This is a genomic window from Metabacillus sp. B2-18 (assembly GCF_021117275.1).
GTDB lineage: Bacteria > Bacillota > Bacilli > Bacillales > Bacillaceae > Metabacillus.
On the sequence record NZ_CP088245.1, the window covers coordinates 530,968 to 557,535 of the forward strand.

Consider the following 26,568-nt stretch of genomic DNA (forward strand, 5'->3'; position numbering starts at 1 on the left):
ATATCACTTGTCGCTAATTAGAGGCGAAAAGAGCTTGATTCTAAATCAGTTAGTTGGTGCATTATATTTCGAAAAAACATCTATTAGTTATTGACTTCTACGAAGTGTTGTGATAAACTAATTTATGTAGTCGAGACGTGTTAAAGATAAACAAAATGATATATTATCGACTAAAACTTCTTCTTAGAAGTTGCGAAGTGAGAAGTTGTTTGGTATGATATTGCTTGTCCTTGAAATAGTAGTTCTTTGAAAACTAAACAAAACAGAAACGTCAACGTTTTAAAAAAGATTTAATTATGAGCTTTATCAACTCTTTATTGGAGAGTTTGATCCTGGCTCAGGACGAACGCTGGCGGCGTGCCTAATACATGCAAGTCGAGCGGACTGATGGGAGCTTGCTCCCTGAAGTTAGCGGCGGACGGGTGAGTAACACGTGGGTAACCTGCCTGTAAGATTGGGATAACTCCGGGAAACCGGAGCTAATACCGGATAATATTTTGAACCGCATGGTTCGAAATTGAAAGATGGTTTCGGCTATCACTTACAGATGGACCCGCGGCGCATTAGCTAGTTGGTGAGGTAACGGCTCACCAAGGCAACGATGCGTAGCCGACCTGAGAGGGTGATCGGCCACACTGGGACTGAGACACGGCCCAGACTCCTACGGGAGGCAGCAGTAGGGAATCTTCCGCAATGGATGAAAGTCTGACGGAGCAACGCCGCGTGAACGATGAAGGCCTTCGGGTCGTAAAGTTCTGTTGTTAGGGAAGAACAAGTACCAGAGTAACTGCTGGTACCTTGACGGTACCTAACCAGAAAGCCACGGCTAACTACGTGCCAGCAGCCGCGGTAATACGTAGGTGGCAAGCGTTGTCCGGAATTATTGGGCGTAAAGCGCTCGCAGGTGGTTTCTTAAGTCTGATGTGAAAGCCCACGGCTCAACCGTGGAGGGTCATTGGAAACTGGGGAACTTGAGTGCAGAAGAGGAGAGTGGAATTCCACGTGTAGCGGTGAAATGCGTAGAGATGTGGAGGAACACCAGTGGCGAAGGCGACTCTCTGGTCTGTAACTGACGCTGAGGAGCGAAAGCGTGGGGAGCGAACAGGATTAGATACCCTGGTAGTCCACGCCGTAAACGATGAGTGCTAAGTGTTAGAGGGTTTCCGCCCTTTAGTGCTGCAGCAAACGCATTAAGCACTCCGCCTGGGGAGTACGGTCGCAAGACTGAAACTCAAAGGAATTGACGGGGGCCCGCACAAGCGGTGGAGCATGTGGTTTAATTCGAAGCAACGCGAAGAACCTTACCAGGTCTTGACATCCTTCGCTACTTCTAGAGATAGAAGGTTCCCCTTCGGGGGACGAAGTGACAGGTGGTGCATGGTTGTCGTCAGCTCGTGTCGTGAGATGTTGGGTTAAGTCCCGCAACGAGCGCAACCCTTGATCTTAGTTGCCAGCATTCAGTTGGGCACTCTAAGGTGACTGCCGGTGACAAACCGGAGGAAGGTGGGGATGACGTCAAATCATCATGCCCCTTATGACCTGGGCTACACACGTGCTACAATGGATGGTACAAAGGGCTGCAAGACCGCGAGGTCAAGCCAATCCCATAAAACCATTCTCAGTTCGGATTGCAGGCTGCAACTCGCCTGCATGAAGCCGGAATCGCTAGTAATCGCGGATCAGCATGCCGCGGTGAATACGTTCCCGGGCCTTGTACACACCGCCCGTCACACCACGAGAGTTTGTAACACCCGAAGTCGGTGGGGTAACCGCAAGGAGCCAGCCGCCTAAGGTGGGACAGATGATTGGGGTGAAGTCGTAACAAGGTAGCCGTATCGGAAGGTGCGGCTGGATCACCTCCTTTCTAAGGAAAAATGAAGGATTAGCTCCTTCATAAAAAGACGTTTCTGATTTTGTTTAGTTTTGAGAGAACTATGATCTCTCGATATCATGTTCCTTGAAAACTAGATAACGAAAACAATTCAAGTAATTCACTGAGTTTAAACGCTTAGTTTAGTGATTCTCTTAATAATTGATTTAAACGACATCTTCGATGTCAAAGGTTAAGTTGTTAAGGGCGCACGGTGGATGCCTTGGCACTAGGAGCCGATGAAGGACGGTACTAACACCGATATGCTTCGGGGAGCTGTAAGTAAGCTTTGATCCGGAGATTTCCGAATGGGGAAACCCACTGCTCGTAATGGAGTAGTATTTTTACCTGAATACATAGGGTATTAAAGGCAGACCCGGGGAACTGAAACATCTAAGTACCCGGAGGAAGAGAAAGCAAACGCGATTTCCTGAGTAGCGGCGAGCGAAACGGAAGAAGCCCAAACCAAGAGGCTTGCCTCTTGGGGTTGTAGGACACTCATGTACGGAGTTACAAAGGAACGGAGTAAATGAAGAGGTCTGGAAAGGCCCGTCAAAGAAGGTAACAACCCTGTAGTTGAAACTTCGTTCCCTCCAGAGTGGATCCTGAGTACGGCGGGACACGTGAAATCCCGTCGGAAGCAGGGAGGACCATCTCCCAAGGCTAAATACTCCCTAGTGACCGATAGTGAACCAGTACCGTGAGGGAAAGGTGAAAAGCACCCCGGAAGGGGAGTGAAAGAGATCCTGAAACCGTGTGCCTACAAGTAGTCAAAGCCCTGTTGATCTTTCCTTTTGGAAAATCACGGGTAATGGCGTGCCTTTTGTAGAATGAACCGGCGAGTTACGATCCCGTGCAAGGTTAAGTTGATAAGACGGAGCCGCAGCGAAAGCGAGTCTGAATAGGGCGTGCATAGTACGTGGTCGTAGACCCGAAACCAGGTGATCTACCCATGTCCAGGGTGAAGTTCAGGTAACACTGAATGGAGGCCCGAACCCACGCACGTTGAAAAGTGCGGGGATGAGGTGTGGGTAGCGGAGAAATTCCAATCGAACTTGGAGATAGCTGGTTCTCTCCGAAATAGCTTTAGGGCTAGCCTTGAAATGAGAGTCTTGGAGGTAGAGCACTGATTGGACTAGGGGCCCCCATCGGGTTACCGAATTCAGTCAAACTCCGAATGCCAAAGACTTATGTTCAGGAGTCAGACTGCGAGTGATAAGATCCGTAGTCAAGAGGGAAACAGCCCAGACCACCAGCTAAGGTCCCAAAGTATACGTTAAGTGGAAAAGGATGTGGAGTTGCTTAGACAACCAGGATGTTGGCTTAGAAGCAGCCACCATTTAAAGAGTGCGTAATAGCTCACTGGTCGAGTGACTCTGCGCCGAAAATGTACCGGGGCTAAACGTATCACCGAAGCTGTGGACTGTTCTTTTAGAACAGTGGTAGGAGAGCGTTCTAAGGGCTGTGAAGCCAGACCGTAAGGACTGGTGGAGCGCTTAGAAGTGAGAATGCCGGTATGAGTAGCGAAAGAGGGGTGAGAATCCCCTCCACCGAATGCCTAAGGTTTCCTGAGGAAGGCTCGTCCGCTCAGGGTTAGTCGGGACCTAAGCCGAGGCCGAAAGGCGTAGGCGATGGCCAACAGGTTGAAATTCCTGTACCACCTCCTCACCATTTGAGCAATGGGGGGACGCAGAAGGATAGGGTAAGCGCGCTGTTGGATATGCGCGTCCAAGCAGTTAGGCTGACAACGAGGCAAATCCCGTTGTCGCGAAGGCTGAGCTGTGATGGCGAGGGAACTATAGTACCGAAGTTCCTGATTCCACACTGCCAAGAAAAGCCTCTAGCGAGGTGAGAGGTGCCCGTACCGCAAACCGACACAGGTAGGCGAGGAGAGAATCCTAAGGTGAGCGAGAGAACTCTCGTTAAGGAACTCGGCAAAATGACCCCGTAACTTCGGGAGAAGGGGTGCTTTTTAGGGTGAATAGCCCGGAAAAGCCGCAGTGAATAGGCCCAGGCGACTGTTTAGCAAAAACACAGGTCTCTGCGAAGCCGCAAGGCGAAGTATAGGGGCTGACGCCTGCCCGGTGCTGGAAGGTTAAGGGGAGAGGTTAGCGCAAGCGAAGCTTTGAACCGAAGCCCCAGTAAACGGCGGCCGTAACTATAACGGTCCTAAGGTAGCGAAATTCCTTGTCGGGTAAGTTCCGACCCGCACGAAAGGCGTAACGATCTGGGCACTGTCTCAACGAGAGACTCGGTGAAATTATAGTACCTGTGAAGATGCAGGTTACCCGCGACAGGACGGAAAGACCCCGTGGAGCTTTACTGTAGCCTGATATTGAATTTTGGTACAGCTTGTACAGGATAGGTAGGAGCCTGAGAAGCCGGAGCGCTAGCTTCGGTGGAGGCGTCGGTGGGATACTACCCTGGCTGTATTGAAATTCTAACCCACAGCCCTGATCGGGCTGGGAGACAGTGTCAGGTGGGCAGTTTGACTGGGGCGGTCGCCTCCTAAAATGTAACGGAGGCGCCCAAAGGTTCCCTCAGAATGGTTGGAAATCATTCGTAGAGTGTAAAGGCACAAGGGAGCTTGACTGCGAGACCTACAAGTCGAGCAGGGACGAAAGTCGGGCTTAGTGATCCGGTGGTTCCGCATGGAAGGGCCATCGCTCAACGGATAAAAGCTACCCCGGGGATAACAGGCTTATCTCCCCCAAGAGTCCACATCGACGGGGAGGTTTGGCACCTCGATGTCGGCTCATCGCATCCTGGGGCTGTAGTCGGTCCCAAGGGTTGGGCTGTTCGCCCATTAAAGCGGTACGCGAGCTGGGTTCAGAACGTCGTGAGACAGTTCGGTCCCTATCCGTCGTGGGCGTAGGAAATTTGAGAGGAGCTGTCCTTAGTACGAGAGGACCGGGATGGACGCACCGCTGGTGTACCAGTTGTCTTGCCAAAGGCATAGCTGGGTAGCTATGTGCGGAAGGGATAAGTGCTGAAAGCATCTAAGCATGAAGCCCCCCTCAAGATGAGATTTCCCATCACATTAGTGAGTAAGATCCCTGAAAGATGATCAGGTTGATAGGTCAGAGGTGGAAGCGCGGTGACGTGTGGAGCTGACTGATACTAATCGATCGAGGACTTAACCTAAATAGAAAAGCGGAAGAAGCTCGTTCAAATCCATAGGGAATTTGAGTGATCGAGATGAAGTCGTTCTTTGACTTCTTCGAGAGAGTGAAATTACCGTAGGATTTAGCTTCTGGAGCTGGACATGTAAGAACGTTAAACTCAGTAGTGAATTGAATTGTGAATCGTTATCTAGTTTTGAAGGAATATCCTTCAACTTAATTTTGTCTGGTAATGATGGCGAAGAGGCCACACCCGTTCCCATGCCGAACACGGAAGTTAAGCTCTTCAGCGCCGATGGTAGTTGGGGGTTTCCCCCTGTGAGAGTAGGACATTGCCAGGCAAACCTTTATAGGTTTAATTTTATTATATGGCCCATTGGTCAAGCGGTTAAGACACCGCCCTTTCACGGCGGTAACACGGGTTCGAATCCCGTATGGGTCACCATAGTTTTTTCGCGATAGCGAAAATAACTTACCTTAATGAAATTCATAAATTATATGTTATTTTGGAGGATTAGCTCAGCTGGGAGAGCACCTGCCTTACAAGCAGGGGGTCGGCGGTTCGATCCCGTCATCCTCCACCATAGTTTTTTCGTGCCAACGAAAATAACTTACCATATGCCGGTGTAGCTCAACTGGTAGAGCACGATCGAATATGCTTCGAAGCTCTTGCTTCAGCACACAAATCGAGCTGCTACTTGAATAATCTCTCTGAGATTTGGGTGACTGGTAAGTAAGATAGAACTTTATTTACATCTATAATAATGCCGGTGTAGCTCAACTGGTAGAGCAACTGACTTGTAATCAGTAGGTTGGGGGTTCAAGTCCTCTCGCCGGCACCACTCATTTTATTAATAATATATAACTCATTATAAAATGAGCCATTAGCTCAGTTGGTAGAGCATCTGACTTTTAATCAGAGGGTCGAAGGTTCGAGTCCTTCATGGCTCACCATTTTCACACCTTGCGGGTGTGGCGGAATTGGCAGACGCGCTAGACTTAGGATCTAGTGTCTTTATGACGTGGGGGTTCAAGTCCCTTCACCCGCACCAAAGTTTTTTCGCGTTAGCGAAAATAACTAACAATAATGCGGAAGTAGTTCAGTGGTAGAACACCACCTTGCCAAGGTGGGGGTCGCGGGTTCGAATCCCGTCTTCCGCTCCAATAATTAGTGCCGGGGTGGCGGAACTGGCAGACGCACAGGACTTAAAATCCTGCGGTAGGTGACTACCGTACCGGTTCGATTCCGGTCCTCGGCACCATAGTTTTTCGCGCTAGCAAAAAGCTTACCTTAATTTTTATAGATTAATTTAGATTATTTGCGCCCGTAGCTCAATTGGATAGAGCGTTTGACTACGGATCAAAAGGTTAGGGGTTCGACTCCTCTCGGGCGCGCCAATCTTAAATGATAGAAATAGGAAGTCAGAAGTGAGATTTTATGCTACGCTTCAGGTAAATATAAAATCTTTGACCCTCTTACATCCCACATGTGATATTTAGAACGGGAAGTAGCTCAGCTTGGTAGAGCACTTGGTTTGGGACCAAGGGGTCGCAGGTTCGAATCCTGTCTTCCCGACCATTCATTTATTATGATTATGGGGCCTTAGCTCAGCTGGGAGAGCGCCTGCTTTGCACGCAGGAGGTCAGCGGTTCGATCCCGCTAGGCTCCACTTGTAATTTTATATTTTAGTTTTTGGCGGTGTAGCTCAGCTGGCTAGAGCGAGCCGTAAACATCCTGAATTAGCTTCATTGTAGGCTTGCGAGGAATGTGTCTGACAAGAGACATGACGAGCATGGTTTTTAAACAGTGAGCGTTTTGTAATTAGGGCGGTGTAGCTCAGCTGGCTAGAGCGTACGGTTCATACCCGTGAGGTCGTGGGTTCGATTCCCTCCGCCGCTATTAAAGAATAATGATTAAAATAAATGAGTAAAATCATTTATTGGACCCTTAGCTCAGCTGGTTAGAGCAGACGGCTCATAACCGTCCGGTCGTAGGTTCGAGTCCTACAGGGTCCATTTATTACGGAGGAATACCCAAGTCCGGCTGAAGGGATCGGTCTTGAAAACCGACAGGGGTGTCAAAGCCCGCAGGGGTTCGAATCCCCTTTCCTCCTCCATATTTCTAAAACTTTTTTTATATTTATCATCGCGGGGTGGAGCACGTGAATAAGCTTCATTGAATTACATCAGCGTACCGATTGAGCAACATCTTGAATATTCTTTCTGAAATCGGGACGGTCCGTACAAGATAATAAACAAAGTTCATGGGTAACACAATCTATATATTTATCATCGCGGGGTGGAGCAGTCTGGTAGCTCGTCGGGCTCATAACCCGAAGGTCGCAGGTTCAAATCCTGTCCCCGCAACCAAATATAGTAGAAATATTATATTAAGGTTGATTATTTTCACTACGTGAAAAAACTTTGGTCCGGTAGTTCAGTTGGTTAGAATGCCTGCCTGTCACGCAGGAGGTCGCGGGTTCGAGTCCCGTCCGGACCGCCATTTTTTATTAGTTATATAAATGTTAACTCAAGCTCTAAGTAAAGAGTAAAAGGGTTTCGATAAGCGAGAAGGTCGAGGAAGCAAGTGAACGAGCTGACGCAGAGATTTGAAGCTTAGTGGAAGCCGTAAAACTAATTTGGCTCGGTAGCTCAGTTGGTAGAGCACGTTCGAATATGCTTCTCTGAATAAACTTCAGCGTACTCATCGAGTTGCTTCTTGAATAATCCCTCTGAGATGAGGACGATTCACTAATTAAAAACCTTAAAATACTAACAATTTATAGGAACAAATAAAAAATACGTAAAGAGCAATCCTGTATCTTATTTGTTAATACTAACTAATTATATGGCTCGGTAGCTCAGTTGGTAGAGCAATGGACTGAAAATCCATGTGTCGGCGGTTCGATTCCGTCCCGAGCCACCACTTGTAATTGAATATTTTGGAGGGGTAGCGAAGTGGCTAAACGCGGCGGACTGTAAATCCGCTCCTTAGGGTTCGGCAGTTCGAATCTGCCCCCCTCCACCATTTCCCTTTTAGTGGCGGTTGTGGCGAAGTGGTTAACGCATCGGATTGTGGTTCCGACATTCGTGGGTTCGATTCCCATCAGCCGCCCCAATTGTATATTCAGACATCGTTGCTTAGTATCTTGTTACTTAGTAATTTTAGATGCTTAAAAGCACTTAGTTGTCGACGATATTCCCTTTAGAATATCCTCTTGCTGGTGTAGAGCACGAGACTTTTATTTTTGTGTAGAAAGTTTGGAATATGAAGTGATCGACACCGATTAAGGTTGAAAGTATACCTAGTAGTCGACGATATTCCGTGATATTTCCTGCAGAAATACCCCAGAATATCCTCTTGCGATGAGGATTCATGTAGCAGATTCGAAGAAGCTGCACATGAAGCAACTTCAGTGGGCTATAGCCAAGCGGTAAGGCATCGCACTTTGACTGCGACATGCGTTGGTTCGAATCCAGCTAGCCCAGCCATTTATTTTAAGGCATCATAGCCAAGTGGTAAGGCCGAGGTCTGCAAAACCTCTATCCCCGGTTCAAATCCGGGTGGTGCCTCCAGGACACTTTTTATTTGCGGGTGTAGTTTAGTGGTAAAACCTCAGCCTTCCAAGCTGATGATGAGGGTTCGATTCCCTTCACCCGCTCCATTATGGGCCTATAGCTCAGCTGGTTAGAGCGCACGCCTGATAAGCGTGAGGTCGATGGTTCGAGTCCATTTAGGCCCATCATAAGTACAATATAGTTGTTCCGCAGTAGCTCAGTGGTAGAGCAATCGGCTGTTAACCGATCGGTCGTAGGTTCGAGTCCTACCTGCGGAGCCATTTTTATTATGTGGGGAAATACTCAAGAGGCTGAAGAGGCGCCCCTGCTAAGGGTGTAGGTCGTGTAAGCGGCGCGAGGGTTCAAATCCCTCTTTCTCCGCCAGAAATACATATATATAATGCGCCTTTAGCTCAGCAGGATAGAGCAACGGCCTTCTAAGCCGTCGGTCAGAGGTTCGAATCCTCTAAGGCGCGTAATCTCGGAACTAACCCAAAATAGGGTTAGTTTTTTTGTGTTTATAAAATTTAAAGGTTTAAAAAATATTACTTCGTTCTTCAATATTTAACTTAATTTTCTCTCCTCAAAATTCCTTAGTACTATTGGTAACAAGTTCTGGAGTATCTATGTAAAGTGCAAAATTTTCGGATTCAATGATTGGTTGGACAATTTGATAATGAAATATATTAAGGTTTGGGGCATTGCCTAAAAGGGAAATCCATTTTTGTGATTTTAAAAAACTCATAGGATTCTGCATGTAGCCATCCTTTAAAATAAATTGTTACTATAGCTTGTTCTATGAATACCTATTTGTTCTGGAAGTTGATGACAATATCATAACACATTGTCGCTTATTCTTTATCCATAAATTAGATACAATAATAAGAAACCGTTTATCTAAGGAGAATTCTCATATGAGTAGAGTAAAGGACATTACAACTCCACGACTTCAAAACTTTGTTCAATTTCAGAAAGACCCTCTTGCTTTCTTTTTAAACATGATCGATAAGGGTGAGGTTGTTTCGCTGCGAACAGGATTTAAACCATCTTATATTGTAAATTCACCTGATTTTGTTAAGGAGATATTAGTGACAAAGGATTCTTATTTTCGAAAGGGACGGACAACAAAAGTACTAAGGCGAACGATTGGTGATGGACTTCTTACTACTGAAAAGGAAGAGCATCGAAGACAAAAAAACTATTACCAGCCGATTTTCTATAAAGAACGTTTAAATCATTATGCGATGACAATGGTTGAGGAAACGAAGAAGCTTGTAGAAACTCTTCAGCACAGGAAGAATTGCAACCTAAGCGATGAAATGATGCAGTTAACATTAGTAATTATTTCAAAAGTTATGTTTGCAACAGATTTAGAAAAAAGCAAAGAGATGCTAGCGGAAGCTGTTAGTGAAACGATTGAGCAGACAGCTCACACCTTATTATCACCTGTTATTTTACCGTTAAATGTTCCAACGAAAAGACATAAAATACATAAACAGGCGATTTCTAAGCTTGAAAACATGATTTATGAAATTATCAAGCAAGCGAAGGAAAATCCGGAAAACTACCAAAAGACAATGGTTGGGATGATGTTAGATACAACATTTGCTACTGGTGAAAGAATATCTGATGAAGAAATACGGAATCAAATGATGACAATGCTCCTTGCAGGTCATGAAACATCAGCCAATTTACTAACGTGGATTTTTTATGCTCTAAGTCAAAATCCTGAGGTAGAACGGAAATTTCATGAAGAAATTGATGCTATTTCATTATTGGAAGAATCACCATTTGAAGTTTATAGTAAGCTAGCATATACTCAGCAAATGATGAAAGAAGCTCTTCGCCTGTTTCCACCTGCTTGGCTTATATACAGAGAGGCAGATAAAGATGTGGAGTTATTAGGGGAGACGTTTAAAGAAGGAAGCACTTTTATGATTTGTTCTTATGCCATTCATCGTAATCATGAGATGTTTCCACATCCAGAGGAGTTTCAGCCAGATCGGTTTGCGAGTGGTTCTAATGAGACACTTCCTCCATTTGCTTATTTTCCCTTTGGAGGGGGCTCCCGAAGCTGCATCGGATATAAGTTTGCCGTTATGGAAACGGTTTTAATATTAGCGATTATAGGGAGAAAATATAAATTTCAACATATTGAAGGTGAACAGGCTATACCTGATCCACTTGTTTCACTTCGAATAAAAGGTGGTCTTAAGATGGAGATCATAGAAAGGTAACTAAGGGGGGAAAAGTGTGATAAGAGATGTAGTAATTATTGGCGGTGGTCTTACAGGGGTAATGGCTGCAAGAACTCTAAATGAAAATGGTGTAGAAGATGTGTTGGTCATTGATAAAGGAAAAAGTCTAGGAGGAAGAATGGCAACAAGACTGATTGGAGAAGGAAGGGTTGATCATGGAGCTCAATTCTTTACAGTGCGAACAAAGTTATTCCAATCCTTTGTGGAAGAGTGGGAGCAAAATGGTTATGTAAGCAAATGGTTTGGTAAAACCTACTCACGCTATAAAAGTAATGATGGTATGAACAATTTAGTCAAAAAACTTGGTGAAAACCTGCAAGTTATGTTAAATACAAAAATCATTAACATTCATAAAGCAGAAGACCATTACTTATTATTAACTGAATGTAATACAAGAATTTCTTCAAAAGCGGTAATTTTAACTGCTCCAGTACCACAATCAACAGACCTGATTAAAAATCTAAAAATAGATCACACTTTAGATGGGATGCTAGCAAGGATTACGTATAATCCTTGCTTTGTGTTATTGGCTTCCTTAACTAATTCATCTCATCTCCCAGAGACAGGATTTCTTAATGAAAACTTGCCTGATGGAGTTGATCGAATTGTTGATCATAAGAAAAAGGGTATTTCAAATTTTACAATCCTTAGCATATACACAACAGGAAAATGGGCAAAAGATCATAATCACTTAGAAGATCATGAAATTGAAACACTTCTTTTAGATAAATTAACATCCTCCTTACAGAAACAAAATATAGTAGAGCTGCAGCTTAAGAGGTGGAGATACTCAGAAGCGGTTTCAACGATAAAACAGCCTTACTTAGATCTTGAACAAATATTTCCCTTATTTTTGGCTGGTGATGTATTTTTACATAAAGACGATCGTAGTGGGAAAACAAGGATTGAGAGTGCATTTCTTTCAGGGGTTACAGTAGGAGAAGAGATGGCAAGACGTTTGAAAGATTAAATTTATAATTTTCTGAATTTTATCGTTACATTTTATAACATGAATGTGGAATACATCTTTTACCTTTTGTATATTGAAGATAACAAAACAAAAGGTAAAGGAGCTGGCAAAATGATCAAAAATCAAGTAGGCTTTTTCACTTTCATTATTTTAACTGTAAGGATTGTATTAACTTATTGATATAGAGTCTAGACTAGGTAGGTGTGTATCGAATAAACACCTTTTAAAATGCTTTTAAACTAACTCGAATTGAGTCATCCGATAAACTTAGGTAAAATAGTAAAAAAGGATGCAGAAAAAGGTGTTTTAATTGAAGAAATATATCGTGGTTGGAGCGGGGATTCTCGGTGCATCAGCTGCTTACCATTTAGCTAAAGCTGGTGCTCAAGTAACCGTTATAGATAGAAAAGATAAGGGACAGGCAACAGATGCTGCCGCTGGAATAGTCTGTCCATGGTTGTCTCAGCGTCGAAACAAAGCATGGTATCAAATGGTCAAAGGTGGAGCTCGCTATTATCCGGAATTAATAAAGAAATTAGAAGATGATGGTGAAACAGAAACAGGTTATAGCAAAGTTGGAGCAATTAGTCTTCATAAAGACCCAGAAAAGCTTGAAAAAATGGCAGAACGAGCTGCTAAGCGAAGAGAAGATGCACCGGAAATTGGTGAAATTAACATATTATCACCCGAAGAAACACAGTCTTTATTTCCACCACTATCCTCAGAATACGGTTCTGTTCATGTAAGTGGGGGAGCACGGGTCAATGGAAGAGCAATTCGTTTAGCATTAGTCAGGGCAGCAAAAAAGAACGGTACCACTTTTATTGAAGAAAATGCAGTTTCATTAGTTCAAGATAAAAAACGTATTACTGGTGTTCATGTTAATAAACAAGTTATTGAGGCTAATCAAGTCATTATAACCGGAGGGGCTTGGTCAGAGGAGTTATTAAGTCCATTAGGGATTAAGTTTATCGTTAAGCCACAAAAAGCACAAATTATTCATCTTCATCTCGAGAACACAGATACAAGCTCTTGGCCAGTCGTGATGCCACCTAACAATCAATATATTCTTTCTTTTGAAGAAGGTAGAGTTGTTGTAGGTGCAACACATGAGGATGATGTTGGTTTTGACCTTCGTGTAACAGCAGGTGGAGTTCATGAAATATTAAGTAAAGCTCTCGAGGTAGCACCAGGATTAGATGAAAGCACTATGGTTGAAACAAGAGTGGGATTCCGTCCATTTACACCTGGATTTCTTCCAGTTATTGGTCCTATACAAGGATATGAAGGTTTAATCGTAGCAAATGGATTGGGGGCTTCGGGATTAACGAGTGGTCCATTTCTTGGTTTAGAGCTTGCTAATCTTGCTATGGGAAAAGAAACTGAATTAGAGCTTCAATTATATAGCCCTGAAAATGCAATGGAATAGGAAAAAGGTGAGCCGTCATTTAGCTCACCTTTTTTTGTTAACGTCGATGTTGGACAAGGTCAATGGCACCTAATACTACGTGGGCAAGACCAAAACCAAAAACAGTATTTGCGACCATTTTATTAGAACCGCGTCTTTGTTTTAATGCATATCCAGTAGCAGTAACAGCTGAACCTAATGCAGTTGGTATTAATCCTTCACGAATATTCATGTCATTTTCCCCCACATCGTTGTTATTGGTGTAATAAACACCACGATTAGTGTGTGCATTACAAGGGGATTTATGTAAGGGATCATTTTAATTTAAATGGTATAAACCATTACTTTTAAAGTGAAAATACTTAGTTGATATAAAAAGTAAACACTAAAGCCTACAAAGGTAAAAAAGATTAGCAAAACAGCCGGTAAGAATTTTTTTATCATGTTTATTTCCTCGCAATCTAGTAAGTTAATAGTATCATCTTTGCCATTTTTGCTCTTTTTATACATGATAGATTTAAGATTTTTAATGGAAGAATTTGTATTGAATAAGTACATAATTTTAGACAACTAGAATAAAAATTTTTATATACCCCTTGATCTTTTTTCACCCAACATTATATAATGACATCATAAGTTAACCGTTTAACCGGGAGGCAATATGAATCAAAAAATTACAATACGTGATGTAGCTAAACATGCTGGAGTTTCGGCCGCTACTGTGTCATACGTACTCAATGGAGTAAACAAGGTATCGGATGAAACGAAAGATCGTGTGTTACAGGCTATTGAACAATTAAACTATCAACCGGATTTTACAGCTATAAGTTTATCGAAAAGAAAGTCCAAGATGATTGGTGTGATTATGCCATTAGTTGAAGATACCTTAGCACCGATTTTAAAGGAAAATCCATATGTTAGCGAATTGTTAAGTGGTGTTGAATATACTTGCCGGAAAAATGGATATGATTTTGTTATCTCCGGTATATCTAAAGCGGAGGAATGCAAAAACTGGATCATGAAGCGAAACTTAGATGCCCTTTTGGTTTTAGGGAAGTTTCCTGTTAATGTATTCGAAAAAATGAAACCGCTATCTATTCCGCTGGTGTTTGTCGATTCGTTTGAGGAGTATGCTAATGCATATCATAATATTCGCATCAATGACGAGCTAGGTGGATATTTGGGCACAAAGCATTTAATCGATATTGGTCACACTCAAATCTGCTTTGTACCAAATGGAAAAATAGATAGTGCGGTCGACGGTCAACGTTTTTTAGGTTTTAAACGGGCTCTTAAGGAAGCTGGTATTCCTTTTAAAAAAGAGATGGTTGTTGAAGGAAAATTAAACACCTTTGAAAATGGATATTCAATTGGATTAGAGTTAATGAAAAAACAAGATATAACAGGTATTTTTACCTCTTCTGATATTACTGCATTAGGAATCATTAAATCACTAAATGATCATAAAAAAAGAATTCCTGGAGACTATGCAATTGTTGGATTCGATGACTTGATGATTAGTAAATTTTCTTCACCGAGCTTAACGACAATACGTCAGGATGTTTTTCGAAAAGGATCAATTGCAGCAGAAACATGTATCACTGTGATTGAAAGTGAGGATGTACACCCAGAGCAGATCATGCTCCCTGTTGAACTTGTTGTCAGGGATTCAACTAAAGAAAAGTCAGACATTTAAGGAGGTGAACTCATCTAATCGAAATAATTTGTTTGGTTTGTTAACCGGTTCACTAACTCCATTACTTTAGATGTAATAAATGGAGTGGTATTCAAGAGATAAGTTTAACAGATAACTAGTAAAAATTTGTATATGATAAATGATATAACTATGACATCATGATAAAAAATACGAATAGATTAGGATGAATACAATGACTAAAGTTACAGTATGGAATGAAAACAGACATGAAAAGAAAAATCCCGTAGTTAGTGAGATTTATCCAAAAGGAATTCACGGTGCTATTGCTGATTTTCTACAACAAGACAACAATGAAGTGAAAACGGCTACATTAGATGAGCCTCAGCACGGACTTACAGATGAGGTTTTAGAAAATACTGATGTACTCGTTTGGTGGGGGCATCTTGCACATGATGAAGTAGAAGACTCAATCGTCGAAAAGGTTGCGCAAAGAGTGTTAGATGGAATGGGACTTATTGTGTTGCATTCAGGACATTTTTCTAAGGTTTTCAAAAAGTTAATGGGAACAAGCTGTGATTTAAAATGGCGTGAAGCTGATGATAAAGAACGAATTTGGGTTGTAGATCCTAGTCATCCAATTGCAGAAGGAATTGGAGAGTATATTGAACTTGAAAAAGAAGAAATGTATGGTGAGCACTTCGACATTCCTACACCGGATGAGTTGATCTTTACAAGCTGGTTTGAGGGTGGAGAGATCTTTAGAAGTGGATGTACTTTTAAACGTGGTAATGGCAAGATATTCTACTTCCGTCCAGGTCATGAAACATACCCAACATACCATAACGAGCAAGTACAAACTGTAATAAAAAATGCTGTTAAATATGTAAAGCCTGTTAACCGTAAACGTCCTGTTTATGGAAATGCGAAGCCTTTAGAAACAATCTCAGCTAAGTAAGATAATACCTACTTTATAAAAAATAAGAAAAATTCATTTAACATATTAGGAGGAATTATTAATGGGAAAATTAAGAGTTGGTGTAATCGGTTGTGGAAGTATTGCTCAGTATCGTCACTTACCTGAATATGCGTCAAATCAACATGTAGAGCTAGTGGCTGTGTGTGATATTGTAGAAGATCGTGTGAAAGAAATTGCGAATAAATATGGTGCAAAAGCATTTACTGATTATAAAGAGCTGATCCATAGTGGAGAGGTCGATGTTGTTAGTGTATGTACACCTAACTACTTGCATGCACCTGTAACAATTGAAGCTCTAAATAATGGTCTTCATGTATTATGTGAAAAGCCAATGGCAACTTCTCAAGAAGAAGCAGATGCAATGATTGAAGCTGCTAAGAAAAATGGTAAAAAGCTAATGATTGCTCATAATCAGCGTTTTGTACGCTCACATCAAATTGCTCGAGAATTAATTGAAAGCGGTTCTATTGGGAAGATTTACAGCTTTAGAACAGCTTTCGGACATCCTGGTCCAGAAGGCTGGAGCCAAGATGGTAGAGATAGCTGGTTCTTTGAAAAGGAAAAAGCATATATCGGAGCAATGGGTGACTTAGGTGTTCATAAAACAGACTTAATGCGCTATTTACTTGGAGAAGAAATTGTTGAGGTTGGAGCATTCATTGAAACATCTGCTAAAGACTTTGCTGATGTTGACGACACGGCTGTTTGTGCCCTTAAAACGGAAAGTGGAATTATTGGAACACTTGCAGCAAGCTGGTCTTACACTGCAAAAGAAGATAACTCAACGATTATCTATGGTGAGAAGGCAATTATTCGTTTAGAGGATAATCCAGCTTATTCACTAGTTGTTCAATATACAAACGGTGAAGTAGTTAAATATGAGCTTGGAAAAATTCAATCAAACGATGAAGGCGGTCAAAACTCTTCACATGTTATTGATCACTTTATTTCAAGTGTTGTCGAAGATAAAGAACCTCTAATTACTGGAGAAGAAGGTATGAAATCGTTAGCTGTTATCATTGCTGCACTTAAATCAAACGAAACAAAAACAATTGCAAAAGTATTTGAGTGATGAGAATGAGTGATCTAAAAATTGGAATAATCGGAGTCGGTGGTATTGCACAAGGCCGACATATCCCAGCTTTTCAAGGCTTTGAGGATTGTGTAATATCAGCTGTAAGTGACGTTAACAAAGACAGAGCACAGGAAGCAGCAGAGAAATTTAAAATTGAGATGGTATTTGAAAACTATCAGGATATGTTTCAACATGTTGATGCTGTCGTTATTTGTACACCGAATAAATTTCACGCGGAAATTACGATTGCAGCATTAGAAGCAGGAGTACATGTTCTATGTGAAAAGCCAATGGCACTTACAGCAGAAGAATGTGAAGCAATGCTTGAAGCTTCGAATCGTACAAATAAAGTATTAGCGATTGCTTATCATTATCGTTTTATGAAAAATTCACAGGCAGCAAAGAAAATGATGAGAGATGTAGGTACTCCACTTGTAACAAGAGTAAGAGCCTTGAGACGAAGAAAGGTGCCTGGCTGGGGTGTGTTTACAAATAAATCACTCCAAGGTGGAGGCAGCTTAATTGACTATGGATGTCACCTGCTAGATTTGGCTATTTGGTTAATGGGAAGTCCAAAGTACGTTGAGGTAAATGGAAGTACGTACAATGCATTAAGTAAACAACCTAATTCAGTTAATCAATGGGGTAGTTTTGACCATGAAACATTTAATGTAGACGACCATGTAACAGCATACATTAAGTTTGAAAATGGGGCGTCTTTATTACTAGAAACGTCATGGGCTGCAAATATATTGGATGATGAAGAGCACGTAAGTATATCAGGCGTTGATGGTGGATTAAGTGTTTTCCCTCTGGAGTTTTATGCGGCGAAAGATGACATGCTTATAAACAGTCAAGCTGCATGGATTTCTGGTGAGGATGATCCTAGTCTATCTCAGGCTAGGAACTTTCTTGATGCATGTCTAGGAAGAGCTGAGCTTGTTGTAAAACCAGAAGAAGCTTTGCAGGTTTCTCAAATTATTGATGAAATCTATCAATCAGCAGAGTCAAAATAATGAAGAAGTAAACTCATGAATGTCTAGAATCCTCTGGATATTCATGAGTAAAGATAATACTAAAGGAGGACTTTCGATGAAATTAGGTGTTTTTACAGTTCTATTTAATGATAAATCTTTTGAGGAAATGTTAGATCGAGTAAAAGCTTCCGGTTTGCAGGCAGTTGAAATTGGAACTGGTGGTTATCCAGGTGGATCTCATTGTGACTTGGATGCATTACTTGAGAGTGAAGAAAAACGTAATGAGTACTTAGGAAAAATACAAGAGCGGGATTTAGTTATTAGTGCATTCAGTTGTCATAGTAATCCAATTTCACCAGATAAGGAATTTGCTCAAGATTCTCAAGAAACACTAAAGAAAACAATCAAACTTGCATCGTTAATGAATGTACCTGTTGTTAATACATTTTCAGGAACTGCTGGTGACCATGAGGGAGCAAAATATCCGAACTGGCCTGTTACTCCTTGGCCAAACGAATATGGCGATGTGCTAAAGTGGCAATGGGAAGAGAAGTTAATTCCATATTGGAAAGAAGTAGGACAGTATGCGAAAGAGCATAATGTAAAAATTGGTTTAGAGTTACATGGTGGATTTTTAGTACATACGCCATATACAATGTTAAAGCTTCGTGAAGCGACATGTGATGCAATTGGTGCGAACCTAGATCCAAGTCATCTTTGGTGGCAAGGAATTGATCCGGTTGCAGCGATTAAAATTTTAGGTAAAGCTAATGCTATTCATCATTTCCATGCAAAAGATACTTATATTGACCAAGATAATGTCAATATGTATGGATTAACTGATATGCAGCCATATGGTGAAGTTCAAACAAGAGCTTGGACGTTCAGATCAGTTGGCTGTGGTCACAGTCTAACAGAGTGGAATGACATGATGAGTGCGCTACGTACTTATGGTTATGATTATGTTGTAAGTATTGAACATGAAGATCCAATCATGTCTATTGATGAAGGCTTTGAGCGTGCTGTTACTAATTTAAAATCTGTATTAATTAATGAGCAGCCATCACAAATGTGGTGGGTATAAAGGCATTTTCCAGCCCCTCTATCAAAGAGGGGTTTTCTTTTTTGTAAAAAGATCGGTATGATGGAATAGATTCGTAATACGGAAATAAAAAAATAGGTGTGAGTAGATGAATAAAACAGTTAAACTTCAAATCAAATCTAATTTTGTTAATCAATTTCGATCAGGATATCCACTAATCAATAAAGAAGCAATAAAAAATATAAATGCTTTAAAAGAAGAGGGCTCATTTCTCGATTTGTTTGATGAAAACAATCATTTCCTTGGTAAAGGATACTATGGAATACAAAACAAAGGGAGAGGATGGATTTTAACTAATAATCAACATGAAGTAATTGATCAATCTTTTTTTGAGAAAAAACTAAAAATAGCAATAAATGATCGCTCATCATTTTATATAGATAAAAACACAACAGCTTTTCGGGTTTTTAATGGCGAAGGTGATGGAATTGGTGGATTGACGATTGATCATTATGATGGTTATTACGTAATCACCTGGTATAGTGAAGGAATTTATTACTTTAAAAAAGACATAATGGAAGCACTGAGAAAAATTGTGGATTTCAAAGGTGTTTATGAGAAGAAGAGATTCGATGTTAAAGGGACATACATTGAGGATGACGACTTTGTCCTTGGAGAAAGGGCAAATTTCCCGCTTATTGTGAAAGAAAATGGAATTAAGTTTGCTGTTTATTTAAATGATGGAGCAATGGTTGGAGTATTTTTGGATCAGAAAGATGTTCGAAAAGCAATACGTGACAAGTATGCAAAAGGGAAGCATGTACTGAACACCTTCTCTTACACAGGTGCTTTCTCTGTTGCTGCTGCAATCGGAGGTGCTGTAAAAACAACTAGTGTTGACCTTGCTAACCGAAGCAAAGCAAAAACAATAGAACAATTCAGTGTAAATGAAATTGATTATGAGGCACAAGATATAATTGTGGAGGATGTATTTAATTTCTTTAAATATGCTGTTAGAAAGAATTTGAAGTACGATATGGTCATTCTGGATCCACCTAGCTTTGCCCGGTCAAAAAAACATACATTTAGTGCAGGTAAGGATTATCCTGACTTATTAAAGCAAGCGATCCAAATTACCTCTAAAAAGGGGATTATCGTTGCGTCATCCAATTGTAGCTCATTTAGTATGAAGAAATTTAAAGGGTTTATTGAAAAGGCTTTTGAAGAAAGTAGAGAAGCTTATACGATTCTTGAAGAATTTAGTTTACCATCTGATTTTAAGACACGTCGGGAATTTAAAGAAGGAAATTACTTAAAAGTAGTTATTTTAAGTAAGAATTAACTTGAGTGAGGCTAACAAGAACACGTTCTTGTTAGCCTCGTATAGTAAGTAATAAGTGTATTTATTATGTTTAGTTGAATCAATTTCATAATGTATCATTCGTTACCAAAAAACGTATGAATCTCACCTTTAATAGTGTTTTTACCCGTGTATTGTTTAATATTCAGTTCAGGATGTATAAAAATGTTTCGTTTTTTGATTTAAGACTCATCTTTATGAAATTAACTCAGTTAATAATAAGATATGATTTGTATTCTTTTATGATATCTTCACGTTTACCGAGAAGTGAGCGATATTCTTTTAATAGTTTTGAATTACCTCGATCATGAAACCATTCCGAGAAAGCACGTTCACATTCATTTGAAATAGCTGCTAATTCGTCGTTAATTTCATTCATTTTTTTAATTTGAATTTCCTTAACCATTGGAAAAACCACCTTTTCTTAATTCATAATCAAATTCATATATAAATGCTCAATCGAACACTGATAGTATGGAGTTTTTGTTGATGCTAGTGGGGTATTACCCTAATTTGATGTGATGTAAACATAAAATGCGAAAAAAATAAAGAAGGTGTCATTTTGGAAAGAAACATGGTTAAGGGATGTCTGTAAATCGACATTTGGTAGGAAGGAATTCTCATCAATTATAAAGACTTAAAATCTAGTATAAAATGTAACAAATTTTATAAGAATTAAATAAAAATAGATGTTCAGAGGTAAAAGGAAAAAAACCTCCATCAGGAGGCTTTTTCAATATATAGTAAAGGGGGGATGTACGATTACTATTCCCTTATTAAGAGATTTCTATACATAAAAAGATAAGAAAAAGTTAGAAAGATAATGTATTAATTTGATAAAAAGAAAATCTTGTAGAAATTAAATTATTTCTGGGGAAATATGACGAATAGTTATTTCTCTTCAGGGAAAAAAAGCTATACTAATGATACTGACTTTTTAAATGATAGCTAAAAAGGGAATAATACTATTATTATGACTTTTTAAATGAGTGAGAACAACTGAATGTGTGTGCACAAACAGTCTAATCATAATAGTTACATAAAGCGGTAAAAGTAAAGGAGAGTTACAATTATGACACTAGAGAATTTTTTACAAGAGCTTGAGCCATTTATTCAATCTAATTGGTCAAAAGCAGAATTTATGAATCCTACGGCGATTCAAGTTAAAGCTATTCCACAAATACTTGAAGGAAAAGATGTGATTGCCGAATCCCCAACTGGAACAGGGAAAACATTAGCGTATGTGCTACCATTATTAAATAAAATAGCTGTAAATAGAAAAGCAGCACAAGTGGTTATCCTTGCTCCTTCAAGAGAGCTTGTTATGCAAATTTTCGACGAAGTAAAGAAATGGTCAGAAGGTAGTGGAATTACAAGTGCATCATTTATCGGAGGAGCAAATGTAAAAAGACAGATAGATAAGCTGAAAAAAAGTCCACAAATCATCCTTGGTACACCAGGAAGAATTTATGAATTAATTAAAATGAAAAAATTAAAAATGCATGAAGTAAAGACTATTGTTCTTGACGAAGGAGATCAGCTTTTAATCCCTGAACACAAAAAAACAATACATGATATTGTGAAAACAACTCTTAATGAAAGACAAGTAGTACTTTTTTCAGCAACTTTAAATGAAAGTACTGAATCGAAAGCAAGAGATCTAATGAAAAAGGATCCTGAGATAATAAAGGTTGGAAAGGAAGAAGTACCAACTGGAAAAGTTGATCATGTTTATCTTGTTTGTGAACAAAGAGAAAAAGCACTCATTATGGAAAAACTCGTGAAGAATATTCCTATGAAAGCATTAGGATTTGTTAAGGATATTGGAAATTTAAGTGTATTAGGAGAGAAGCTCGATTACAAAGGAGTGGATGTATATCTATTGCATAGTGACACCAAAAAAGAGGAAAGAGAAGCTGCGTTAAAAAGTCTTCGAACAGAAAAGCAAGGACTTTTACTTGCAACAGATGTTGCTGCAAGAGGTTTAGATATAGCAGAACTTACACATGTTATTCATTATGACTTACCATCTACAAGCTCTCAATATGTACATAGATCTGGTAGAACAGGAAGACAAGGTGCTTCAGGGACTGTTGTATCGATCGTGACGGAACGGGAAGAAAGGGAGTTAAAGAAGCTTGCAAAGGAGTTAAATATTAATGTAAGAAAGAATGAGCTATATCGAGGAGAATTGGCTGAAGTATAACATTAGTAAGAAGATCTAACACTTTGTTGTTAGATCTTCTTTGATTTTAAGGAAGCAGTAAGATACCGGGATCTACTTAAAAAAACACGCCACTCTATATGAGCGACGTGCTTTCTTAAGATCCTGTTGTTTATTCTGTGATGTAGTATTAATTTATGTTCTGATCTGGTTTGTTATTCATATTTTAATGAACTAATCTTCTAATTCCATACGAATATACTTTCTTGTGTTTGGACCGTATATTCCATCATCTGCAAGAGCTGCGTACATCTGTTGAAATCTTCTCACTGCATTTTCTGTTCTAGGACCATATATACCATCAATTGAACCTGGATCAAAGTTGATTTGCTTTAAAGCACGTTGAACTTGCCTAACTCCTTCTCCTTCACTTCCACGTCGTAGAATTCCTGATGGTAGTGGGAAGTCTGGTGCTGATATTCTTTGTTGATTTACTTGTTGTAATTTGGAAAGTGTATTTGGGCCTACTAATCCATCAACAGCTAAATTAAAGTTTCTTTGAAATCTCATTACTGCATTTTCTGTTTCTTCACCAAAAACTCCATCTGCTCCGTAGCGAGGTAAACGGTAACCTGCTCTGATCAGTTGTTGTTGAATATCTCGAACAAAAGAGCCGGAGTCACCTTCACCAATCGGCAAGGTAACAGAAGTTCCTTTTACCACTGGAGTAGGAGGTGTTTCATTTTGTTCAGTTGGTGTTGCTGCCCCATTAAAATTACTTAATGCTTCGGATACATCATCAATAAACATGGACCAAGAAATACCGTTACTACGTAATATCCCGATTGGGTCAGTTCTTCTTGTTGGATCAAGTGTGGCATGTGCAACTATATCTGCACTAGGATCTAAATTAAATCTGTCACAAAGATAGGCATGATACCATATATAGCGATTATATGCTTCTTGGAAATTGATTGTACCTCCATGACATAACTCCACTCCAATTGCTGCACTATTGGCATTTGCACCATATAGCCTGTTATCAGTTGTTACATTTGATCGAACATGGTAAGCAATTTCAGTTAAAGGAATGATTTCTAAAATATATTTATCATCAATAAAGGTATGGGCAGAAGCGGAAGGTTGTTAACACAATTAATTATTCACATTATCCACATTATAAACAGCAGCTATTATTTATAATATAAACAGTTAATTGTGGATAATAAGATACTATAAACAAAGATACTAACATGTTTATCCACATTATCCACAATTATCATGTTGAAATATCCACAAATTATCCACGGGAAATAAAAAGGAAGTGGGGATTCCCACTTCCTTATCCACATACATATTATTAATTTCTATTTGCGCGTTGTCTTTGATCAGCTGCTTTTGCTCTTGCCTGAGCCTCAATATCGTTTTGGTCGGCTAGTTCCCTTGAAAATTCCTCGTCAATACCATCTCTTTTTAAATTTTTTGGTGTTTGTGGAAGTGATGAAGAGTTTTTATCTCGTGCTTTATGATTATGTTTATGACCTCTACCCATAAAAAAAGCCCCCCTAAAAAATTTTGAACAACTTGTTCAAACTTAGGATGGCTTTTTTTCATCATTTCATGTTGGAAGTTAGTGTCTTTGTTTACTTATGTATCCACCAGCTCGATCAGCATTCTTAAACTCACGGGAATAGGTTACTTCTTGCATGCTTGAAAGAGTACTTTTAGATTTATCTCTTTTCTTTTTTTCTGATGCCATCATAATCATCCTTCCAAAATGTAGTATCATGATTAGTTTTGACATCATAAAGTTTATTCATACAGATGTAGGAAAAAAACAAAACAGGTGAAATTCATTGGAATTTCACCTGTGGTTAAATTAAGCTTCTTTAAGATGTTGTTCGTCAGTTTCAGAAGCATTGTGATATGTGTAGATTGTATATTGATCTCTTGAAATTTCAAATAGGTTAAAAATATCTTCGCCGTTGTTTATTTGTTCAAGTAAGTGTGCTCTTGTTTCATTCGCATATACTACATAAGGAAGCTTCTCTGCAGCCTTTGTTGAGCGAATATTTTGTTTTCGAATTCTTAAGAAAATTGTTTCAATATCTAATTCATAAAAAAGTTCATTGAAAAACGCATCTTTTGCAAGTTTGTTGTAGCCCTTACCATGATATGGCTTTCCAATCCAAGTTCCAAGGAACCCCGCTTTATCCTGAATATCAAACAAACTGATTGTACCGATTGGAGATCCCCATTCATCTAAAATGGTACGTGAAATCAATTCACCTCGTTCTTCAGCCTCAACCGTTTGTTTTGTTAAAAATAAATATTCTTCAAAAGAATTTGCTTTATGACGCACAAAAGGGAAGACTTCAGGGTGAATCATGTGTTCATAAAGTGTTTGACTATCATAAATATCACGTTTTTTTAGCATCTGGATCCCTCCAACCTGAGGGCAGACTCCACGTGATATGGTCGTCTCCACCCTCGAAATTTTTTATGTTGCCTTACATTCAAAAAATTTCGGGGTGGGAATCGAACCCACTAGAACCAGAATAGCTGGTGGCGCACCATTTGCCTTCCCATTACTAGATTTAGTTGTTTATATTAGCTTTTAATCAAAGTGAAGACAATGGTGAATTCACTTTTAATGTTACTTCCATGGAGTATAATACGGCATTTTATTTGAAAAAGATACTCCTTTTTTGTCGAATTTAAAAATTTTTTTTTATATCGTAAAATAGTTGTTAATATACGTGCATTTTAAAAGTTTTGGTAAAATATTCTGACAACAATGCGTAGTAATTAACACGGTTTAACCCTTTACTAGGAAGCAGTGAAAATAAATAGGTTATCACAAGGGAATGAGGAAAAAACAATATCGGTATAATATTTATTTGTCATATTTTATCTGTGAGTTTTAAGGGATTTATTCTTCTTTCAAGACTAGTCAAGCTTACTAGTTTTCTCTAAAGACAATATCCCCATCGATCATGGTTAGCTCAGGTTTTGCTAAATAATGAAAAGGGTGATAATTCCAAACCACCAAGTCAGCATCTTTACCAATTTCAATACTGCCTACTTTATCTGCAACTCTTAAATTACGTGCAGCTGTAATGGTAATTCCTTCTAATGCCTTTTGCTCGTTAAATCCTTCTCTAACAGCTAATGAAGCACAAAGATTAAGGTATTGAATTGGCGTATAAGGATGATCAGTTGTTATGGAAACCTCTACGCCTCTTTGAGAAAGTTCCTGATATGTTGACCAACTTTTGTTTTTTAATTCAATCTTAGATTTTCTTGTTAAAGTAGGTCCAACACATACTTTTGCTCCTTTACCTATTAATTCTTCAGCAATTAAATGCCCTTCTGTACAATGTTCAATTCGATAGTCTAGATTAAATTCTTCCGCGAATCTAATCGCACTCATAATGTCATCTGCACGATGAGCATGGATACGAACTGGTATTTCACGTTGCAATGCTTTTTTTATTGGAATAGAGCGGAAGTCCTCTTTTTCATCACAATGTTTTGCTTTGTAAAATGCTTCACGAAGCATTCCCATAATTCCCATTCGGGTAATGGACTCCTTGTTTCCGTGGCTATGCATACGCTTCGGATTTTCTCCAAGAGCAATCTTTAAGCCGGCAGTTTCTTGAATAACCATTTTAGAAATGTTCATTCCAAACGTCTTAATAACAGAGGTTGTACCACCTATAACGTTTGCACTGCCAGGCATAACATGCGCTGTTGTTATGCCATACTTTATTGCATCTTTAAAGGCGGGATCTAATGGATGTACTCCATCTAATGCTCTTATATGTGGTGTAAGAGGCTCAATTGTCTCATTAGCATCATTTCCTGCCCAGCCAGTACCTTCATCATATAGACCTAAATGTGTATGCACATCAATAAATCCAGGGAAAAGAAACTTGTCTTTACATATAATGATCTCTGCTTCTGCATTCGGTTCTAGGTTTTTACCAATCGCAACAATTTTACCATCTTCAACTAAAACATCGGCTTCATACAAAACAGGTGAAACAACAGGATAAACTGTTGCTTGTTTAAAAAGTGTAGATTTCATAGCTGGCTTCATTCTCTTTCTTTTTAAAATGAATTTTTATC

At 39.6% G+C, this 26,568-nt stretch carries 17 protein-coding genes, 25 tRNA genes, 3 rRNA genes and 1 pseudogene; 38 read left to right on the forward strand and 8 right to left on the reverse strand.

Going from position 1 to position 26,568, the window contains the following annotated elements; genetic code table 11:
* Positions 1 to 314 precede the first annotated feature (314 nt).
* From LPC09_RS02650 to LPC09_RS02800, 31 genes are all read left to right on the forward strand, one after another.
* Positions 315 to 1,864 (forward strand): 16S ribosomal RNA (locus LPC09_RS02650).
* 197 nt (positions 1,865 to 2,061) lie between these two features.
* Positions 2,062 to 5,014, forward strand: a 23S ribosomal RNA gene (locus tag LPC09_RS02655).
* Positions 5,015 to 5,217: 203 nt separating this feature from the next.
* Positions 5,218 to 5,333: ribosomal RNA gene (gene rrf / locus LPC09_RS02660) — 5S ribosomal RNA — on the forward strand.
* The 16S, 23S and 5S rRNA genes sit together here with 25 tRNA genes alongside, the layout of an rRNA operon.
* 29 nt (positions 5,334 to 5,362) lie before the next feature.
* Positions 5,363 to 5,437: transfer RNA gene (locus LPC09_RS02665), tRNA-Glu, on the forward strand.
* A gap of 63 nt (positions 5,438 to 5,500) precedes the next feature.
* Positions 5,501 to 5,576, forward strand: a tRNA-Val gene (locus LPC09_RS02670).
* Positions 5,577 to 5,758: 182 nt separating this feature from the next.
* Positions 5,759 to 5,834: transfer RNA gene (locus LPC09_RS02675), tRNA-Thr, on the forward strand.
* Positions 5,835 to 5,870: 36 nt separating this feature from the next.
* Positions 5,871 to 5,946: transfer RNA gene (locus tag LPC09_RS02680), tRNA-Lys, on the forward strand.
* 12 nt (positions 5,947 to 5,958) lie between these two features.
* A tRNA-Leu gene (locus tag LPC09_RS02685) sits at positions 5,959 to 6,044 on the forward strand.
* Between the two features lie 37 nt (positions 6,045 to 6,081).
* Positions 6,082 to 6,156: transfer RNA gene (locus LPC09_RS02690), tRNA-Gly, on the forward strand.
* Positions 6,157 to 6,165: 9 nt separating this feature from the next.
* Positions 6,166 to 6,254: transfer RNA gene (locus LPC09_RS02695), tRNA-Leu, on the forward strand.
* A 59-nt stretch (positions 6,255 to 6,313) separates the two neighbouring features.
* A tRNA-Arg gene (locus LPC09_RS02700) sits at positions 6,314 to 6,390 on the forward strand.
* 104 nt (positions 6,391 to 6,494) lie between these two features.
* A tRNA-Pro gene (locus LPC09_RS02705) sits at positions 6,495 to 6,571 on the forward strand.
* An 18-nt stretch (positions 6,572 to 6,589) separates the two neighbouring features.
* Positions 6,590 to 6,662, forward strand: a tRNA-Ala gene (locus tag LPC09_RS02710).
* Between the two features lie 156 nt (positions 6,663 to 6,818).
* Positions 6,819 to 6,892 (forward strand) — tRNA-Met (locus tag LPC09_RS02715).
* Between the two features lie 42 nt (positions 6,893 to 6,934).
* Positions 6,935 to 7,008 (forward strand) — tRNA-Ile (locus LPC09_RS02720).
* A gap of 8 nt (positions 7,009 to 7,016) precedes the next feature.
* A tRNA-Ser gene (locus tag LPC09_RS02725) sits at positions 7,017 to 7,109 on the forward strand.
* Positions 7,110 to 7,285: 176 nt separating this feature from the next.
* A tRNA-Met gene (locus tag LPC09_RS02730) sits at positions 7,286 to 7,362 on the forward strand.
* A gap of 56 nt (positions 7,363 to 7,418) precedes the next feature.
* A tRNA-Asp gene (locus tag LPC09_RS02735) sits at positions 7,419 to 7,495 on the forward strand.
* Positions 7,496 to 7,842: 347 nt separating this feature from the next.
* A tRNA-Phe gene (locus LPC09_RS02740) sits at positions 7,843 to 7,918 on the forward strand.
* An 18-nt stretch (positions 7,919 to 7,936) separates the two neighbouring features.
* A tRNA-Tyr gene (locus LPC09_RS02745) sits at positions 7,937 to 8,020 on the forward strand.
* 14 nt (positions 8,021 to 8,034) lie between these two features.
* Positions 8,035 to 8,110: transfer RNA gene (locus LPC09_RS02750), tRNA-His, on the forward strand.
* A 299-nt stretch (positions 8,111 to 8,409) separates the two neighbouring features.
* Positions 8,410 to 8,484 (forward strand) — tRNA-Gln (locus tag LPC09_RS02755).
* Between the two features lie 10 nt (positions 8,485 to 8,494).
* Positions 8,495 to 8,568, forward strand: a tRNA-Cys gene (locus LPC09_RS02760).
* Positions 8,569 to 8,583: 15 nt separating this feature from the next.
* Positions 8,584 to 8,657, forward strand: a tRNA-Gly gene (locus LPC09_RS02765).
* A gap of 4 nt (positions 8,658 to 8,661) precedes the next feature.
* A tRNA-Ile gene (locus tag LPC09_RS02770) sits at positions 8,662 to 8,735 on the forward strand.
* A 21-nt stretch (positions 8,736 to 8,756) separates the two neighbouring features.
* Positions 8,757 to 8,831 (forward strand) — tRNA-Asn (locus tag LPC09_RS02775).
* A 12-nt stretch (positions 8,832 to 8,843) separates the two neighbouring features.
* Positions 8,844 to 8,934, forward strand: a tRNA-Ser gene (locus LPC09_RS02780).
* 18 nt (positions 8,935 to 8,952) lie between these two features.
* Positions 8,953 to 9,026: transfer RNA gene (locus LPC09_RS02785), tRNA-Arg, on the forward strand.
* Between the two features lie 438 nt (positions 9,027 to 9,464).
* A complete protein-coding gene (locus LPC09_RS02790) occupies positions 9,465 to 10,787 on the forward strand; it encodes a cytochrome P450 (RefSeq protein WP_098798562.1) in 1,323 nt (440 codons plus the stop codon).
* 16 nt (positions 10,788 to 10,803) lie between these two features.
* Entirely contained in the window at positions 10,804 to 11,778 is a 975-nt protein-coding gene (locus LPC09_RS02795; RefSeq protein ID WP_231308927.1) for an NAD(P)/FAD-dependent oxidoreductase, read from the forward strand.
* A gap of 310 nt (positions 11,779 to 12,088) precedes the next feature.
* Positions 12,089 to 13,207: an NAD(P)/FAD-dependent oxidoreductase gene (locus tag LPC09_RS02800; protein WP_231308928.1), complete on the forward strand. Its 1,119-nt coding sequence runs from the start codon at positions 12,089 to 12,091 to the stop codon at positions 13,205 to 13,207.
* A 37-nt stretch (positions 13,208 to 13,244) separates the two neighbouring features.
* On the opposite strand, the gene LPC09_RS02805 is transcribed toward LPC09_RS02800, so the two are convergent.
* Positions 13,245 to 13,418 carry an asparagine synthase gene (locus LPC09_RS02805; RefSeq protein WP_098798565.1) on the reverse strand — a complete coding sequence of 58 codons (174 nt, stop codon included), beginning with the start codon at positions 13,416 to 13,418 and terminating at the stop codon, positions 13,245 to 13,247.
* Between the two features lie 429 nt (positions 13,419 to 13,847).
* On the opposite strand from LPC09_RS02805, the gene LPC09_RS02810 reads away from it, so the two are divergent.
* The 6 genes from LPC09_RS02810 (at position 13,848) to LPC09_RS02835 (ending at position 20,255) form a co-directional block, all read left to right on the forward strand.
* Positions 13,848 to 14,882, forward strand: coding sequence for a LacI family DNA-binding transcriptional regulator (locus LPC09_RS02810; protein ID WP_231308929.1), 1,035 nt, complete (start codon positions 13,848 to 13,850; stop codon positions 14,880 to 14,882).
* 193 nt (positions 14,883 to 15,075) lie between these two features.
* A complete protein-coding gene (locus tag LPC09_RS02815; protein ID WP_098798567.1) occupies positions 15,076 to 15,798 on the forward strand; it encodes a ThuA domain-containing protein in 723 nt (240 codons plus the stop codon).
* A gap of 61 nt (positions 15,799 to 15,859) precedes the next feature.
* Positions 15,860 to 16,891 carry a Gfo/Idh/MocA family protein gene (locus tag LPC09_RS02820; RefSeq protein ID WP_231308930.1) on the forward strand — a complete coding sequence of 344 codons (1,032 nt, stop codon included), beginning with the start codon at positions 15,860 to 15,862 and terminating at the stop codon, positions 16,889 to 16,891.
* A gap of 5 nt (positions 16,892 to 16,896) precedes the next feature.
* Complete coding sequence (locus LPC09_RS02825; RefSeq protein ID WP_231308931.1) at positions 16,897 to 17,910, forward strand: Gfo/Idh/MocA family protein; 1,014 nt, start codon at positions 16,897 to 16,899, stop codon at positions 17,908 to 17,910.
* A gap of 76 nt (positions 17,911 to 17,986) precedes the next feature.
* Positions 17,987 to 18,955: a sugar phosphate isomerase/epimerase family protein gene (locus tag LPC09_RS02830; RefSeq protein ID WP_231308932.1), complete on the forward strand. Its 969-nt coding sequence runs from the start codon at positions 17,987 to 17,989 to the stop codon at positions 18,953 to 18,955.
* Positions 18,956 to 19,061: 106 nt separating this feature from the next.
* On the forward strand, positions 19,062 to 20,255 hold the full coding sequence (locus LPC09_RS02835; RefSeq protein ID WP_231308933.1) for a class I SAM-dependent rRNA methyltransferase: 1,194 nt from the start codon (positions 19,062 to 19,064) through the stop codon (positions 20,253 to 20,255).
* 226 nt (positions 20,256 to 20,481) lie between these two features.
* Here the strand turns inward: LPC09_RS02835 and LPC09_RS02840 are convergent, their stop codons facing one another.
* Positions 20,482 to 20,679: a hypothetical protein gene (locus LPC09_RS02840; protein ID WP_231308934.1), complete on the reverse strand. Its 198-nt coding sequence runs from the start codon at positions 20,677 to 20,679 to the stop codon at positions 20,482 to 20,484.
* 666 nt (positions 20,680 to 21,345) lie between these two features.
* Between LPC09_RS02840 and LPC09_RS02845 the strand changes: the two genes are divergently transcribed.
* Entirely contained in the window at positions 21,346 to 22,479 is a 1,134-nt protein-coding gene (locus LPC09_RS02845) for a DEAD/DEAH box helicase (protein WP_231308935.1), read from the forward strand.
* A 192-nt stretch (positions 22,480 to 22,671) separates the two neighbouring features.
* Here the strand turns inward: LPC09_RS02845 and LPC09_RS02850 are convergent, their stop codons facing one another.
* The 6 genes and pseudogenes from LPC09_RS02850 to LPC09_RS02875 form a co-directional block, all read right to left on the reverse strand.
* The gene (locus tag LPC09_RS02850) at positions 22,672 to 23,247 is read right to left on the reverse strand and encodes a peptidoglycan-binding domain-containing protein (RefSeq protein WP_231309719.1); all 576 of its coding nucleotides are present in this window, start codon (positions 23,245 to 23,247) and stop codon (positions 22,672 to 22,674) included.
* A 35-nt stretch (positions 23,248 to 23,282) separates the two neighbouring features.
* Positions 23,283 to 23,583 (reverse strand): annotated as a pseudogene (locus LPC09_RS02855) (N-acetylmuramoyl-L-alanine amidase); the annotation flags it as partial.
* 214 nt (positions 23,584 to 23,797) lie between these two features.
* On the reverse strand, positions 23,798 to 23,989 hold the full coding sequence (locus LPC09_RS02860) for a YfhD family protein (RefSeq protein WP_231308936.1): 192 nt from the start codon (positions 23,987 to 23,989) through the stop codon (positions 23,798 to 23,800).
* 78 nt (positions 23,990 to 24,067) lie between these two features.
* The gene (locus tag LPC09_RS02865) at positions 24,068 to 24,196 is read right to left on the reverse strand and encodes a YfhE family protein (RefSeq protein ID WP_098798575.1); all 129 of its coding nucleotides are present in this window, start codon (positions 24,194 to 24,196) and stop codon (positions 24,068 to 24,070) included.
* 120 nt (positions 24,197 to 24,316) lie between these two features.
* Positions 24,317 to 24,874 (reverse strand): GNAT family N-acetyltransferase, encoded by a 558-nt coding sequence (locus LPC09_RS02870; protein ID WP_231308937.1) that lies wholly within the window; start codon positions 24,872 to 24,874, stop codon positions 24,317 to 24,319.
* Between the two features lie 525 nt (positions 24,875 to 25,399).
* Complete coding sequence (locus LPC09_RS02875; RefSeq protein ID WP_231308938.1) at positions 25,400 to 26,527, reverse strand: amidohydrolase; 1,128 nt, start codon at positions 26,525 to 26,527, stop codon at positions 25,400 to 25,402.
* Positions 26,528 to 26,568: the final 41 nt, after the last annotated feature.

Coding starts and splice junctions, on each gene's coding strand:
- LPC09_RS02825 (WP_231308931.1), top strand. CDS start 16,897: ATGAGTGATCTAAAAATTGGAATAATCGGAGTCGGTGGTATTGCACAA.
- LPC09_RS02870 (WP_231308937.1), bottom strand. CDS start 24,874: ATGCTAAAAAAACGTGATATTTATGATAGTCAAACACTTTATGAACAC.
- LPC09_RS02820 (WP_231308930.1), top strand. CDS start 15,860: ATGGGAAAATTAAGAGTTGGTGTAATCGGTTGTGGAAGTATTGCTCAG.
- LPC09_RS02840 (WP_231308934.1), bottom strand. CDS start 20,679: ATGGTTAAGGAAATTCAAATTAAAAAAATGAATGAAATTAACGACGAA.
- LPC09_RS02860 (WP_231308936.1), bottom strand. CDS start 23,989: ATGGGTAGAGGTCATAAACATAATCATAAAGCACGAGATAAAAACTCT.
- LPC09_RS02835 (WP_231308933.1), top strand. CDS start 19,062: ATGAATAAAACAGTTAAACTTCAAATCAAATCTAATTTTGTTAATCAA.
- LPC09_RS02875 (WP_231308938.1), bottom strand. CDS start 26,527: ATGAAATCTACACTTTTTAAACAAGCAACAGTTTATCCTGTTGTTTCA.
- LPC09_RS02865 (WP_098798575.1), bottom strand. CDS start 24,196: ATGGCATCAGAAAAAAAGAAAAGAGATAAATCTAAAAGTACTCTTTCA.
- LPC09_RS02810 (WP_231308929.1), top strand. CDS start 13,848: ATGAATCAAAAAATTACAATACGTGATGTAGCTAAACATGCTGGAGTT.
- LPC09_RS02805 (WP_098798565.1), bottom strand. CDS start 13,418: ATGAATATTCGTGAAGGATTAATACCAACTGCATTAGGTTCAGCTGTT.
- LPC09_RS02850 (WP_231309719.1), bottom strand. CDS start 23,247: ATGTTTATTGATGATGTATCCGAAGCATTAAGTAATTTTAATGGGGCA.
- LPC09_RS02830 (WP_231308932.1), top strand. CDS start 17,987: ATGAAATTAGGTGTTTTTACAGTTCTATTTAATGATAAATCTTTTGAG.
- LPC09_RS02815 (WP_098798567.1), top strand. CDS start 15,076: ATGACTAAAGTTACAGTATGGAATGAAAACAGACATGAAAAGAAAAAT.
- LPC09_RS02790 (WP_098798562.1), top strand. CDS start 9,465: ATGAGTAGAGTAAAGGACATTACAACTCCACGACTTCAAAACTTTGTT.
- LPC09_RS02845 (WP_231308935.1), top strand. CDS start 21,346: ATGACACTAGAGAATTTTTTACAAGAGCTTGAGCCATTTATTCAATCT.